The organism is Thalassovita litoralis (assembly GCF_900182725.1).
Lineage (GTDB): Bacteria > Pseudomonadota > Alphaproteobacteria > Rhodobacterales > Rhodobacteraceae > Thalassobius > Thalassobius litoralis.
The window spans coordinates 14,620-28,348 of the sequence record NZ_FXTO01000004.1; the positions used below are offsets into that span (position 1 = coordinate 14,620).

General features: G+C 58.3%; 11 protein-coding genes. 6 read left to right on the plus strand and 5 right to left on the minus strand.

Annotated elements, in window-relative coordinates:
• Positions 1-4 precede the first annotated feature (4 nt).
• Positions 5-2,533 (plus strand): ATP-binding protein, encoded by a 2,529-nt coding sequence (locus tag FN828_RS04925; RefSeq protein ID WP_142492296.1) that lies wholly within the window; start codon positions 5-7, stop codon positions 2,531-2,533.
• 61 nt (positions 2,534-2,594) lie between these two features.
• Here FN828_RS04925 and FN828_RS04930 read toward each other — a convergent pair whose 3' ends face one another.
• From FN828_RS04930 to FN828_RS04940, 3 genes are read right to left on the minus strand one after another with little or no spacing between them, the layout of a single operon-like run.
• Positions 2,595-3,653: a CaiB/BaiF CoA transferase family protein gene (locus tag FN828_RS04930; protein WP_142492297.1), complete on the minus strand. Its 1,059-nt coding sequence runs from the start codon at positions 3,651-3,653 to the stop codon at positions 2,595-2,597.
• Entirely contained in the window at positions 3,650-4,864 is a 1,215-nt protein-coding gene (locus FN828_RS04935) for an acyl-CoA dehydrogenase family protein (protein ID WP_142492298.1), read from the minus strand. Before FN828_RS04935 ends, FN828_RS04930 begins: the two co-directional genes overlap by 4 nt.
• A complete protein-coding gene (locus tag FN828_RS04940; RefSeq protein WP_142492299.1) occupies positions 4,864-6,417 on the minus strand; it encodes an AMP-binding protein in 1,554 nt (517 codons plus the stop codon). Before FN828_RS04940 ends, FN828_RS04935 begins: the two co-directional genes overlap by 1 nt.
• Before the next feature lie 110 nt (positions 6,418-6,527).
• Between FN828_RS04940 and FN828_RS04945 the strand changes: the two genes are divergently transcribed.
• From FN828_RS04945 to FN828_RS20450, 5 genes are all read left to right on the plus strand, one after another.
• Entirely contained in the window at positions 6,528-7,475 is a 948-nt protein-coding gene (locus FN828_RS04945; protein WP_142492300.1) for a LysR family transcriptional regulator, read from the plus strand.
• 88 nt (positions 7,476-7,563) lie between these two features.
• Positions 7,564-8,529: a Bug family tripartite tricarboxylate transporter substrate binding protein gene (locus tag FN828_RS04950; RefSeq protein ID WP_142492301.1), complete on the plus strand. Its 966-nt coding sequence runs from the start codon at positions 7,564-7,566 to the stop codon at positions 8,527-8,529.
• A gap of 2 nt (positions 8,530-8,531) precedes the next feature.
• Entirely contained in the window at positions 8,532-8,978 is a 447-nt protein-coding gene (locus FN828_RS04955; RefSeq protein ID WP_142492302.1) for a tripartite tricarboxylate transporter TctB family protein, read from the plus strand.
• A 39-nt stretch (positions 8,979-9,017) separates the two neighbouring features.
• On the plus strand, positions 9,018-10,511 hold the full coding sequence (locus tag FN828_RS04960; protein WP_235891402.1) for a tripartite tricarboxylate transporter permease: 1,494 nt from the start codon (positions 9,018-9,020) through the stop codon (positions 10,509-10,511).
• Positions 10,512-10,678: 167 nt separating this feature from the next.
• Positions 10,679-10,843 (plus strand): hypothetical protein, encoded by a 165-nt coding sequence (locus FN828_RS20450; protein ID WP_185958938.1) that lies wholly within the window; start codon positions 10,679-10,681, stop codon positions 10,841-10,843.
• A gap of 170 nt (positions 10,844-11,013) precedes the next feature.
• On the opposite strand, the gene FN828_RS04965 is transcribed toward FN828_RS20450, so the two are convergent.
• Positions 11,014-12,360 carry a ferredoxin reductase family protein gene (locus tag FN828_RS04965; RefSeq protein WP_142492303.1) on the minus strand — a complete coding sequence of 449 codons (1,347 nt, stop codon included), beginning with the start codon at positions 12,358-12,360 and terminating at the stop codon, positions 11,014-11,016.
• Between the two features lie 166 nt (positions 12,361-12,526).
• Positions 12,527-13,714 (minus strand): organoarsenical effux MFS transporter ArsJ, encoded by a 1,188-nt coding sequence (arsJ, locus tag FN828_RS04970; protein WP_235891413.1) that lies wholly within the window; start codon positions 13,712-13,714, stop codon positions 12,527-12,529.
• Positions 13,715-13,729 lie beyond the last annotated feature (15 nt).

Below are 13,729 nucleotides of genomic sequence, written 5' to 3' on the forward strand. Positions count from 1 at the left end.
CACCATGCTGACACAGAAATTGGGCCGAATGCGGGTGCGCAGCGTGCAGACTGCAATTCTGGCGGTGTTTGGGGTGCTGTCCCTGTCCTTGCTGATCCCGTTGTGGGTGATCGTGACGGATCGGCTGAATGAAATGCAATCGGCCCGCCGGGACAATGTGATCTGGACCATCACCCAGCTTGAAGTGGAATATCTGGAGCTGGAAAAAGCGATTCTGGTGTTGGAACTGAACGGGCCAGAGATGCTGCCGGAACTGCATCGTCGGTTTAACGTCTTTTACAGCCGGGTGGGGACGTTGCGCCAAAGCCCGCTTTATCGCACTGCAATTACCGAGGCAGGCGAGGCCGCTAATCTGGAACTGTTGCAGGTGCGGCTGGAACGGCTTTTGCCCTTGATGGATGGCCATGATGCCGAACTGATGAGCCAGTTGGGGGTGTTTCGGGCGCAGGTGGCCGCGATGCGTACGCCGATTCAGAGGATCGTAAAAAACGGCAATTTCGTGCTGGTCACACGTATCGAGGAGGCCCGCAAAGAGACAGCGGTTTTGGTGCGACGGTTGGGGGTGGCATCGCTGGTGCTGTTTGGGTCGCTGTTCGGCGCGGCTGTGCTATATGCGCGCCTGTTCGCTGTCTACAAACGCCGGGCCAAAGAAAACCTGCAAACCTCATTGCGCCTGTCTACGGTGATTTCTACCTCGCCTGATGCCATTATCGTTGCCGATAGTGCCGGGGGGATATTGGATTTCAACGATGCCGCAGAACGGTTGTTCGGGGTGGAACACAGCCATGCCATAGGACAGCGCATAGCCGAATTGGTTCGCCCTGATACCGACGAAGCCGATGTCCTGCCAGAACGTGAGAAAAACTTTTTCCGACGGCGAATGGCGGGGCAGCGGCAGGATGGCAGTACTGTGCCGCTGGAAGTGTCGCAGGGGTCAACCGCGTTCGAGCGGCGGCGGGTCTATGTCTATTTCCTGCGCGATATTACGGAACGTCTGCAATCCGAGGCGGCCTTGCAGGCATCATTGGATAAGGCGCGGGCGGGGGAACGGGCCAAGGCGCATTTTCTGGCAGTGATGAGCCATGAAATGCGCACGCCGCTGAATGGTATTCTGGGGGTGGTGGATTTGATGCGTGACAGCGTTACCACTGAAAAGGACCGTCACTATCTGGCGCTATTGGAAAAATCCGGTCAGGTATTGTTGGAACATGTCAACGAAGTGCTGGACATCACGGCCATCGAAGCTCAGGGCATTACCCTGAACGTCGCGCCCTTCCATCTGGACCCGTTGCTGGAAGAACTGATAAGCACCTTTACCCCTGTGGCCAAGGCACGGGGGAACCGGCTGGAGCTGTCCTGTTCGCCAGAGGTTCTGGGGTATTTTCAGGGCGATCTGATGCGGTTGCGCCAGATCATCGCCAATCTGCTGAGCAATGCGATCAAATTCACGGAAAACGGTCGGATTGATTTGGTCGTATCTGCCTGTCCCGTGAACGGGGGGCAAGAGATCGAAATTCAGGTGGCAGATACGGGCGTCGGCATTCCCGAAGAAAATCAGGCGTATGTTTTCGACGATTTTGTACGCGTGGGGCGGGGGCGGGCGTCGCAGGTCGAAGGTACGGGGCTGGGGCTGGGGATCGTGCGCCGGATCGTCACTGCAATGGGCGGGCAAGTCGGTCTGGATAGTATCAAGGGCGAAGGCAGCCTGTTTTGGGTGCGGTTGGTCCTGCCCGAAGCGCAGGTGCAGGCGGTGGAAACGGTGATCGAAACGGATCAGAACAAAGACCTGCGCCCGATGGAAATTCTGATGGTCGAAGACAATCCGACCAATCGTTTCGTGTTGCGGGAAATGCTGGAACAGGACGGCCATTTCGTGACCGAAGCAGAGAATGGCAAGATCGGAGCAGAACTGGCGCAGGACCGGCATTTTGATACGATCCTGATGGACATCAATATGCCGGTTATGGGGGGCGTCGAAGCGACGCGCCTGATCCGTGCCGGGGGGGCGTCTAAGGGCGTGCGCATTATTGCGCTGACAGCACATGTGTTGGATCAGGATACGCAGTTCTATCGCGAAGTGGGGATGAACGGGGTGGTGTCCAAACCGATCAGCCGCCGGAATATTCGCCGGGTTCTGGGCGGCAAGACGGCGCGCACCGAAGACGGACGCCGCAGCCGGACACTGGACCGGGTGGTGCTGTCGCAGCTTTGCAAGACCCTGCCGTCGGACCGGATGGCGCATACGATCTCGGGCGTGTTGACCGAAGGGGATGATTATATTGCCGCGCTCGAAGGGCGCTCTGCTTTGACGCAAGAAGAGGTGCTGGATATGACCCACACCTTTGCGGGGTCTTGCGCGATCATGGGCGCGACCCGGCTACGTAATACGCTTGCACGGCTAGAGGAAACCCTGCGCCGACAGCAGGATGTGGACCTGAACCCGTGGATTGCCCCGCTACAAACGCTGTGGCGCGAAACACGGGCCGAGTTGGAGGATTTTACCGCAGAAATCAGGGGGAACCGAAAGGGGTGATTGGCGGTGGTCCGGGATTGCCCCGGACCTCCAGTGTTTATCGACTGACATATCGTAGGTGTTATTCGCGGACCCCGTCGAAAGCAGCCGGGTAGGTTGGAATATCAAACGCCCCATGTTCATCGCAGCCTTGGCGAACCAATTGTCTGGCTTGCATTTGCGGGTCTGATAACAGCTCTTTGCCGCGCCACATCGGGGTAATGGGCAGGGTATGCTGATCCGCCAGTTCCGCCCAATATTCGCGCGGTTTGGTCAGGAACAGATCAGCCAACAAGCGGGCCAAGCCGGGTTTGTCCGCATCCCGCCCGGCGCGGGTGCGGTATGCCGGATCGCGCAGGGGGCTGTCCGCGGGCGTGGCGCAGTCGACGAAACCGGCCCAATATTTGTCCTCCAGCGTGGCGATACAGACATATCCGCTTCCGGCGCAGCGATATGGCGCACTGTCAGCCATCACCAGCCCAATCTGTTCTGGCGGGGCATCAGCATCATCGCGGGCCAGCAGCGACAGCAATACCGGGGCGGCGGTGGCCTCGAAGATCGAGGTGTCCACAACACAGCCCTGTCCGGTTTTGTCTGCCTGCACCATTGCCGCAAGGATCGACAGTGCCGCGCTTTGGGCGCACAGCACATCGGCAAGGCGGATATTGGGCCGGGCAATCGGGTCGGACAATTCAGAGGGCAGCGAAAAATATCCCGCAACCCCCAGCACGGACATGTCATGTGCCGGGTGATCCCGATAGGGTCCCGTCGCGCCATAGCCGCTGATCGACGCAATCACCAACCCCGGATACTCGCGCCGCAGCCGCTCTGGGGTAAAGCCCAGCCGTGCCAGCACACCGGGGCGGAACCCTTCGATCAGCGCATCCGCCCCGTCCAGTAAAGAGGCAAGCCGCGCTTGCCCCTGTGGTGTTTTCAGATCAACCCGTTCGATGGTTTTGCCCCGGTGCAGGATGCGGTGCAGGTCGGGTGACATACGCAGCACCGGATCGCCGTCTGGGGGTTCCAATCGGATGATTTCAGCCCCGAAACTGTGCAGCAACATCCCCGCATAAGGGCCGGGCAGAAACAGCGACAGGTCGATGATCCGCTTGCCTGCTAACGGCTTGGGAAAGGCGGTCATTTTCCGGCCCCTCCAAGGATGCCCTTGGCAATCGTGTTGCGCTGAATCTCGCTGGTGCCGGTGACGATGCGGAACATGCGCAGCCTGCGGAAAATCGCCTCGATCGGGTTGCCTTTCAGCGTGCCAACCCCGCCATGCACCTGCATTGCCAGATCGGCCACGTTGAAGCCCTTTTCACCGGCATATAGCTTGCACATTGATGCTTCGGTGCGAATGTCCTGCCCGGCCTCCAACCGGGTTGCGGCGTCATACATCATGGACCGTCCGGCATAGACCTCGGTGGCCATGTCAGCCAGCATATGCTGGATTGCCTGAAACGCCCCAATGGGTTTGCCAAACTGTTTGCGCGCGCCCGCACGGTCCTGCGACAGGGACAGCGCCAGCCGGGCCGATCCCCAGATGGTCGAGCAATGGATCAGGCGGTTCACATTGATCCGCGCCATCCCAAGCCCAAACCCCGCACCCTCCTGTCCGATCAGGTTTTCCGGCGGAATATGCACGTTGTCAAAGTGCAGATTGGCATGATCGCCCTTGCCGGTCAGAACCTCGTAATCGGTTTGCTTGGACGCACCTTCTGCGTGCAGATCGACAAAGAAGGCGGAAATCCCGCGCGGTCCTGCATCCGGGTCTGTCACCGCCAGAACAATTGCCAGATCGGCATAAGCCCCACCCGAGATAAACCATTTTACCCCGTTCAAAACCCAGCCGTTCCCGGATTTTTCCGCGCGTGTTTGAATCGCTGTTGCATCCGATCCGGCCCCCTGTTCGGTCAGGGCAAAACAGATGGCCTTATCCGCGGTACACACCGGGTTCAGAAAGGTTTCGACCTGATGGGGGCTGGCCACCTTGAACATGTGACCGATCCGGGGCGGGCCGGACAGATCGCCCATGACATGCGGCGCCATTGAAACGCCGGTCATGATTGCAGCCTCGCGGACGGCCAGCATATCAGGCAGGGATAGCCCTTGCCCGCCCAGCTTTTCGGGCAGCAGGTAGTTATAAAATCCCCGCTCGGCTGACAGTTTCCAGATTTTGCGCAGCAGCGTTTCGCTGCCGTGATCGCCCCAACCGGACCCTTCGGCCTGTTCCATCGCGGCGATATCCGTCAGCAGGAAATCCACCAGCGGTTCGGCTGCGGCAAGAGCCTTGGCAGAGCCGCGAAAATCGCTCAGCGCACGGGTGCGGGCGTGGTCATATGCGGATTGCGTCATCACACTTTCCTTTCGGCATCTTTCCAATATGCATCGCGCAACTGACGGCGCACGATTTTACCATTCGGGTTACGGGGCAGTTCGGTTGCGAAATCCACGCTGCGCGGGCGTTTGAAGCCGGGCAGATGCTCGCGGCAATAGTCCAAGACCTGCGCTTCGCTCAGATCGTGGCCTTTGCGGGTGACAACCACGGCCTTCACGGCCTCGCCCCATTCGTCATCGGGAACGCCGATCACGGCGGCCTCGAATACGGCGGGGTGGGTGTACAGCACTTTTTCCACCTCGGATGGATAGACGTTAAACCCGCCCGAGATGATCATCTCTTTTTTGCGGTCGACGATGAAAACATAGCCTTCGTCATCCGTTACGGCGATGTCCCCGGTGTGGTACAGCCCGTCCTGCAACACTTCGGCGGTCAGGTCGGGGGCATTCCAGTAGCCTTGCATGATTTCCGGGCCACGAATGCAAATCTCGCCCAGCTCGCCGGGTTTGGCCTCTGTGCCGTCCTCTTTCAGAACCAGCACTTCGTTTTCAAAATAGCTGCGCCCGCAACTGGCCAGTCGCTTGCCGTCGCCTGCCAGCGCGTCGATGTGATCGTCCGAGGTCAGGATTGTCACGGTCGAAGTGGTTTCCCCCGCGCCATAGCCCTGTGACAGGATCGGACCGAAGGTTTCCATCGCCTGCCGCACCACCGCCGGGGGCATCGGCGCCGCGCCATAGGTCAGGGACGTCAGGCTGGACAGGTCATATTTACCCACTAATCCCGATGCCAGGATGCGTGTCACCATCGTGGGCACGAAAAAAATGCGGTTGATGCGCTCTTTCTCGATGGTGCTTAGCACCTCTTCGACATCGAAACGGTCAAACAAGACGTTCGAGCCACCCATATAAATATTGGGCAGGATCATCATGCCGCTGGCATGGGTGATCGGGCCGACGTGCCCCAGCACGGTGTTGAATGCCTTGCCGGTGCCGCGTGGGTTGATCAGGTTCTTACGCAGCAATGCCCGGCGGTTGCCGTAGCTTTGCATCGCAGCTTTCAACACCCCTGACGACCCCGAGGTATAATGCAGCACCGCCAGATCATCGTCGGCGGGGTCCAACGGTTCAAAATCGTCCGTCCCCTTGGCCAGCAGATCGTCATAGGTCAGATCGCCGGGACCGTCGCCAATCACGATGATGGTTTTCAGGCGTGGCATCTCGGACCGGCGGCTTTCCAGCGCGGCGGCGTGTTGGGCCGAAGCAATCAGCGCAACGGCGTGTGAATCGTTGATCACATGCACGGTTTCTTCGCCCGAAAGACGGGCGTTGATCGGCACCTTGACCATCGCACCCTTGTAAAAAGCCAGTTCTGCCGACACCAGTTCGGTGCAGTTCGGGGCCTGAATCGCCACATGGTTGCCCGCCTGAAATCCCAGCGCCATCAGGCCGCTGACCAAGCGGTTCGTTTCGGTTTCAAGCTGGCGATACGTCAAACGCCGCCGTTTATCGACGGCTGCCTCTTGATCCGGCCAATAGGTTGCGGACCGTCGCAGGATACGGCCAAAATTCATTTGTTTCCTCCTCCTAACACCATTGCGATCAGAGTTAGAGAAGTGTTGGCTATTGTGGAAAAACAGAATAGCTTTGGCTTGTATAAAAAAATCAGATAGCAAGGTGGCCAATGAATTCCCGGCAACTTCGGTATTTTCAGGAAGTCCTGAAACAACAAAGCTTTTCCGGCGCGGCCCGCAGCCTGCACATCGCACAGCCTGCGCTGTCCGGACATGTGGCCGATCTGGAGGCGGAACTGGGTGTCAAATTGTTCGAGCGCACCAACCGGGGGGTGGTTGCAACGTCGGCGGGATTGCGGTTGGGGCAACATGCTCAAACCATTTTGCGCCAGATGGATATTGCGAAATCCGATGTCAGCAGCGGCGGCACGGACCCCAGCGGCGAGGTTCTGGTCGCGCTGCCGCTGACGGCGGCGCAACTGTTGGCGGGGCCGCTGATGCACCGGGTTCAAACCCATTTCCCAAAGATCCAGCTACACATCATCGAAGGGCTTAGCTTTCAAAGCGGCGATGTGATGCGATCAGGGCGGGGGGATTTGGGGCTGATCCCCAACGCGTCCGAGGTCAGTAATCTGGAGGCAGTTCCCTTGTTTTGGGAAAATCTGTACCTTGTGGGGCGCTGGGATGGCCGCCGTGATCGTACTGGCGAAATAGATTTCAGCAATGTCGCCAACTATCCGCTGGTGCTAAGTGGACGTCAGGTTCAGCTACGTCGCGCCATTGAAGAAGCGGCATTGCTGAACGGTGTCCACCTGCAAAAGAAATATGACTCGCCCGGCCTGAATTCGATGTTTTCGATGATCGAAGAAGGGTTGTGCCATACGATTTTCAACTGGGCCTTGATCCAGCCGCATTGGGAATATTCCCGCCTGTCCGCATGGAAAATCGTATCCCCGGAAATTCGACGCACCATTTCAATCGTATGGCCCAAGGACAGGCCAATGACAGATGCGGTGGTGTCGGTCAGACGCGTCATGATTGAATTGCTGCGCGAGGTCGTCGCCAGTGGTAAATGGCCCGGTGATCCGATCGGGTTGTATAACGATGGGTTGCTATAGGATTTTCAGATAGTCAAAATTCCGAACATGTATTTCCAGACTAACGATTTGCGTTTTAGCGTCAGCCCATGTTTTTGGGAGGAGACACATGAAAAATCTGCAATCGCGCAAGACCATTGTCGCTCATCTGGCCGTGGCCGGTATTGCCACACTGGGTTTTGCTACCCCCGCTTTGGCTGACTTTCCTGAAAAACCCATCACGATCATGGTGGGGTTTGGGGCTGGTGGTGGCACTGACACATTGGCCCGACTGGTCGCCAAGAATGCCGAAGCCGCGTTGGGCCAGCCCATCGTTGTGGAAAACGTCCCCGGTGGCGGCGGTATCGTTGCCGCGACCAAGTTGATGAACGCTGACCCGGATGGCTACACCATCGGCATGGCTGTGACGTCTACATTTTCTTATGCGCCGCAGGCGTCAGATACCGTGAAATACAATGTCGGCAACTTCGATTATGTGACGTCGGTCGCGGGGCTGCAAAACTGTGTTGTCGCCAGCAAAGATGCGCCGTTTAACACATGGGAGGACGTTGTTCGCCTGTCCAAAGAAGGTAAGAAGCTTTCCTTCGGCACGCCTTCACCCTCGGCATCGCTTGCGATTGATTATGCCAACCGTGAATCCGGGATCGAGATGAAAATGGTCCCCGTCAAAGGCGGGGCGCAGATCATGAAGGATGTGATGGGCGGCCATCTGGACATGGGCTGGAGCGCCGGGATTCACCAGAAATTCGGCGATCAACTGAAAGTTATCGTGACCACTGACTCGGCCCGCCTGAAGTCCGCGCCTGATGTTCAAACGCTGCGGGAATTGGGGATTGAAGTGGGGTCAAAGAACTATTTCATGATGTTCGCCCCCAAAGGTATCCCGGCGGATCGTCTGGAAAAGCTGATCAATGCGCTGTCAACGGCTGCCCGCTCGGATGACGTGAAATCGCTGGCCGAAGACAAAATGGGCTTTCCCATCGAAGTCGTCACCGGCGAAGACCTGCGCGCCCATGTTCAGGAAAGCGAAGCAGACTATAAACGGCTGATCGACCTTTCCAAGGCTGCCAAATAACAATGGCCAATCGTTTCACCGAAGCCACCTTGGGCGCTGGAATTTTCGTTCTGGCGCTTGGGGTTTATGTCTGGGGCATTCCGGCGTGGGTTGAACCCAGCGACTTTGCCATGATCCCCCCCGATCTGCTGCCACGGGTTTGCGTTGGCACGATTGCGGTCCTTGGCGGCTGGATGGTTTTGCATCGTCTGTTTTTGGATCGCAGCACGGGCGGCGCGGGCGTCGACTGGCCGCGTTTGGCCAAGGCGGCGGTACTGATCCTTGTGTTCGCCTGTGGCGTGGGCCTGATCCTGTGGCAAGGCTATCTGATCGGTGGCCCGTTTGTCGTGGCATCGCTGATGCTGTTCATGGGCACCCGTAACATTGGGGTCATTGCGGCAACGGCCTTGGGCGCGCCCTTTGCCCTGTTTGGGTTGTTCGACCTGTTGCTGGGCATTCCTTTGCCCTGATCCCGAACCTGACCGCCACATTGCGGAAAGTAAGACTTCATGCTGGATATCATCATCACCGCCTTTCAGGATGCTTTGACGGTTCAGACCGTTGTCCTGATCATTCTGGGCGTTTTCATCGGTCAGCTTTTCGGTGCGATACCGGGGCTAAGCGCGCTGACCGCCATAGCGATTGCCGTACCGATGACCTATTACTTCACCCCGGTGGGGGCGCTGGCCTTTCTTGTGGCAATGAACAAGGGCGGCACGGTGGGCGGGTCGATCTCGGCCATATTGCTGAATACCCCCGGTTCCCCCGAGGCGGCAGCGACAGCCTTTGACGGGCATCCCCTGGCCAAGCAGGGCAAAGGGCTGAAAGCGATGCGCATGGCGCTGTTTTCTTCGGTTTCGGGCGATTTGCTAAGCGATCTTGTTCTGTTCGCTGTGTCTGCTCCGCTGGCGGTTCTGGCGTTGCGGATGGGACCAACGGAAATGTTGGCGGTGATCCTGTTCGCCATGACGATCATCGCCGGGCTGGTTGGGAAATCCATGCTCAAAGGGCTGATCGCGGCGTTTTTCGGAATCTTGCTGGCCACAGTCGGGCTGGATCCGGAATCCGGGACCGGGCGGTTTTTATTCGACTCGCCCGACCTGATGGATGGCCTGCCGATTTCGGCGGTGGGTATCGGTATTCTGGCGATGGGCGAGGTGTTGCGCCAGTTGATCCTGATGCGCAATCAGGGCAACGTCAGCCATTTGCCAATGGGCAGCGGCCGGAAAGAGGACGAAACCGTTTCATGGGCGGAATACCGTAGCAATATCCCCACCATCCTGCGTTCTGCCGGGATTGGCACCTTTATCGGGGCTTTGCCGGGGATCGGTTCCAGCGCGGCGGGGTTCATCGGATATAACACGGCGATGCGCAGATCGAAAAAACCCGAAAGCTTTGGCAAGGGGAACATCACCGGGGTTGCCGCAACCGAAGCTGCCAATTCAGCCGTGGTTGGGTCGAATTTCATCCCGTTGCTGTCGCTGGGCATTCCGGGCAATGTTGCTGCCGCGCTAATCCTTGGGGCGTTTGTGGTGCATGGGATCACTCCCGGCCCGAACCTGATGCAGGAACAGGGGCGTCTGGTCTATGCCGTATTCGCCGCGATGATGCTGGCGAACGCGACCAACCTGATTTTGGGGTATGTCGGGATGCGGTTCTTTGCGCTGATCGCCCGCACCCCCGCGCAGATCATTTTCCCGGTGATCGGTTTGCTGTGTCTGACCGGAGCATTCATCACAACGGGCGAATTCGGTATGAAACTGGTGGTCGGCTTTGCCGCGCTTGGGTTCCTGTTCCGTATCTTCGACTTTTCCTTTGTGACTTTTATCATCGGCTTTGTGCTTGGTCCGATTTTTGAACTGGCGTTTCGGCAAACCTATATTCTGGCGGATGGGGATATTTCGTATCTGCTGGATCGTCCTGTGGCGTTGATCATTTTCGGGTTTTCTATCGTCACCCTGTTGCGCACGATGTATCGGCACATGAAACGCCGGGCAGGGTAGGTCAGGGGGCATTCTGCCGCCCTTGGACTGGACCGATGGCGATACGCTTGGTAACATCCTGCCGATGATATAGGTCAGCCTTGCCCACCATGTCCCGGAGTTTCAACGTGCGCGATACGACTTCCAAACGAGAACCTTCCGAACTGGTGAAGGCCAGCCCCTTACTGATGGAATGTTACGCTCTTGGTGAGGACATCGACGAATTAGAGCGGCAGGCGCGGGGGGCCGAACGCTTAAAAGAGGTATACTCCTCGATACCGTGGCACGCGCAACGCGCGGCGAAAGACCCGGATTACTGGAACGATCTCTACGGCAGTCGGATTAACTGGTAAGCGGCCTGACCGATACCTTCAATCAACACGATCTGACCGACCTGAAATCCCGCCTGTAACGAATGCGGGTTTTCTTGCCTTTGCAAATCAAGGCTGGGGGCCGCCATTTGGGAACGGCCAGTATGAGAGAGGGGCAGCATATTGCTGCCCCTGCCATGAAGCACGGCACATCACCGCATTTCAAAAAGCTCCTGATGAAAGCGGTTTTCCATATCCATACCCTGTTTGGTGAAATCGGTGCGCAGAGCTTGACCAAAGGCGCTGGGGCCGCAGAACCACAGACTTGCCTTGCGCCATTCCGGTACGGTTTCGCGAATGCGATCCGCGCTCAGGGTGCCGTCTTGTGCGTCAATCAATACGTGCAGGCGGACATTCGCCGCGCGTGCATCTGCGGCAAGGCGGCTTAGGGCGGCCTCGTCGACCTCTCGTGTGGAATGGAACAGGTCGATTTCCGGCGTTGGCGTATCGGGGTCAGCGGCGGCCATCTCTTTCAGGCGGGCAATGAATGGCGTGATGCCGATACCCGCACCCACCCAGATTTGATGTGACAATCCATCGTCGAACGTGAAGCAGCCATACGGCCCTTCGACGGTTACTTTCTGTCCGGTCTTTAGCTTTTCAGAAAGCTTTGACGTGTGATCCCCTAATCCTTTTGTAATAAATGTTATTTTTGGATTATCCGCGCGCCATGCCGAGGCGATGGTATAGGGGTGCGCCCCTTCGATCCGGTTCGAGGTCACAAAGGCAAACTGTCCGGATTTGTGGCCGGGCCACCCGGCAGCAAGCTGTATTTCGGTTTCCAGCGAATGTACGCCCGGATATTTCCGCATGGTGACGATCTCGCCGGAAACCCGGCGGTTTCCACCGATCGCCCCCAACAGGGACAGAACCGCCGCATAGCTGCCACCCAGCAACAGAAGCGCAAGGATCGGGCCAAGCGGGGTAAACCACATGTCATAATCAATCAGCACGACCGAGTGAAACACCAGCACAAGATAGGCCACCGGAAAAATGCGGTGCGTTTGCCGAAACAGATGATAGGGAACAAGCTTCACCAAGGCGATGACAAGCAAAACGACAGAGGCGTAAAAGGCCCATTCCCCGATGCCCTCGGCTGTGCCGCGCAGCGAGCCGAAAAGAGCGCGCACCGGATCGGTGATTTCCGGGCGCGGGCCGCGTACCGGCGGGGAAAGCCAACCGGCACCCACGGCCCATTTGGGGCCTTGGGACCAGAGCCAGTGAAATACCGACACCCCCAAAGCCCCGATCCCGAGCCACTTGTGAATGCGATACATTTTATCCAGCCCGTCGATACGCTTTTCCAGCCAACGCGGGCGCAGTGACAGGATCATTGCAACGCTCATTGCGGCCATCGCCAGAAGACCCGACAATTGCACGATATGGCCCCGAATGGCGAACAGACCACTGGCCGAGAAGATTTCGGGATTCAGCAGCAGCCAGCCCGCGCTGACAATGAGCCAGAAGCCCCAGAATAGTCGTATGTTAAACCGCGACATTTTTAAAAATCCTGTCTTTTACACCACGCAGAAAGGCGTTGACCGTCTGAAACGACAACACCGTCCTGCACATACCGGAACCTTATACGTACATACTGTCCTTTTCCGTCGCGTTGGTGCGGACAAACCGCATTCAGGACGCGGGCAAAGGGCGCATTTCCGGCGATCAAACCACTCGGAGCCGCTTGGCAGCCAGCCAGCTTGCCAGTGCCATCGCCCCGGCGGTAGCAAGGCAGAGCGGTAGCCCCCCCAATTGGAAGCTCGCGCCAGAGAGTAGCGTGCCGATCAGACGACCTGCCGCGTTGGCCATGTAGTAGAAGCCCACATCGCGGGTGATCCGCTCGGCCGATCCGAAGGCAAGGATCAGATAGGAATGGACGGACGAGTTCACCGCGAAGATGAAACCGAAGACCAGAAGCCCCGCAACCAGCAGGATTGTGAGCCAAAGCGCGGTGCCACCGGCCACCCAGGCCGCAAGCGCCAGCACGAAAGGCACAGGCACAAGAAGCCCGGACCAGAACACTGCTTTATGGACTGTTTCGGCCTCGGGCTGGCCTTTTCGCCCCAGCAGGCGCGGTGCGAACCCCTGCACCACGCCATAGGCAATGATCCAGAGCGCCATGAAACCGCCCACAAGAAAGAAGGCCTCGCGTCGCCCCCCGGCGGTGCCATCCGACAGTACCGCCTGAAAGTAGACCGGGATACCGACAACGAACCACACGTCCCGCGCCCCAAAAAGGAACATCCGCGCCAGAGACAGACGGTTCACGCGGATGTCCTTTGATCTCCAACCGGACCAGCTTTCTTCGGATTTCATCCGTCCGGGCAGTCCCGCAGGCAGGAACAGCATTACCGCGATCAGGATCACCGCCAGAACGACCGCCATGCCCCAGACAGCCGCTTTGAACCCGGCAAGGCCCAGCAGCGCCGCGCCGAGAAAGAAGCCGAAGCCCTTCACGGCATTTTTCGATCCGGTGAGTGCCGCCACCCAGCGGAAAAGCCCGCCGTCCTCGGTTGGTGCAAGCAGCTTTACCGCTGATTTCGATGACATCTTGGCCAGATCCTTGGCCACGCCCGACATGCCCTGAACCGCCATGACGAAGGCGACTGACGCCGCGACGGACCAAGCCGGATCAAGCTGCGCCAAAGCGACCAGTGCGCCGATTTGCAGGGCCAGCCCACCGTAAAGGGTGGCGGCCAGTCCGAACCGCGCCGCAAGCCAGCCTGCCGCTAGGTTGGTGATGATGCCCGCGACCTCGTAGAGCAGGAAAAGCCATGCCAGTTGCACGGGTGAAAAGCCAAGGGCGTTGAAGTGCAACAGCACCAGCATCCTGAGCGCACCATCCGACAGCATGAACGCCCAATAGGC

What these genes read in the sequence shown, in the direction of transcription:
- arsJ (WP_235891413.1), bottom strand. Translation starts at nt 13,714, where the DNA reads ATGCTGTCGGATGGTGCGCTCAGGATGCTGGTGCTGTTGCACTTCAAC.
- FN828_RS04955 (WP_142492302.1), top strand. Translation starts at nt 8,532, where the DNA reads ATGGCCAATCGTTTCACCGAAGCCACCTTGGGCGCTGGAATTTTCGTT.
- FN828_RS04935 (WP_142492298.1), bottom strand. Translation starts at nt 4,864, where the DNA reads ATGACGCAATCCGCATATGACCACGCCCGCACCCGTGCGCTGAGCGAT.
- FN828_RS20450 (WP_185958938.1), top strand. Translation starts at nt 10,679, where the DNA reads ATGGAATGTTACGCTCTTGGTGAGGACATCGACGAATTAGAGCGGCAG.
- FN828_RS04945 (WP_142492300.1), top strand. Translation starts at nt 6,528, where the DNA reads ATGAATTCCCGGCAACTTCGGTATTTTCAGGAAGTCCTGAAACAACAA.
- FN828_RS04965 (WP_142492303.1), bottom strand. Translation starts at nt 12,360, where the DNA reads ATGTCGCGGTTTAACATACGACTATTCTGGGGCTTCTGGCTCATTGTC.
- FN828_RS04930 (WP_142492297.1), bottom strand. Translation starts at nt 3,653, where the DNA reads ATGACCGCCTTTCCCAAGCCGTTAGCAGGCAAGCGGATCATCGACCTG.
- FN828_RS04940 (WP_142492299.1), bottom strand. Translation starts at nt 6,417, where the DNA reads ATGAATTTTGGCCGTATCCTGCGACGGTCCGCAACCTATTGGCCGGAT.
- FN828_RS04925 (WP_142492296.1), top strand. Translation starts at nt 5, where the DNA reads ATGCTGACACAGAAATTGGGCCGAATGCGGGTGCGCAGCGTGCAGACT.
- FN828_RS04960 (WP_235891402.1), top strand. Translation starts at nt 9,018, where the DNA reads ATGCTGGATATCATCATCACCGCCTTTCAGGATGCTTTGACGGTTCAG.
- FN828_RS04950 (WP_142492301.1), top strand. Translation starts at nt 7,564, where the DNA reads ATGAAAAATCTGCAATCGCGCAAGACCATTGTCGCTCATCTGGCCGTG.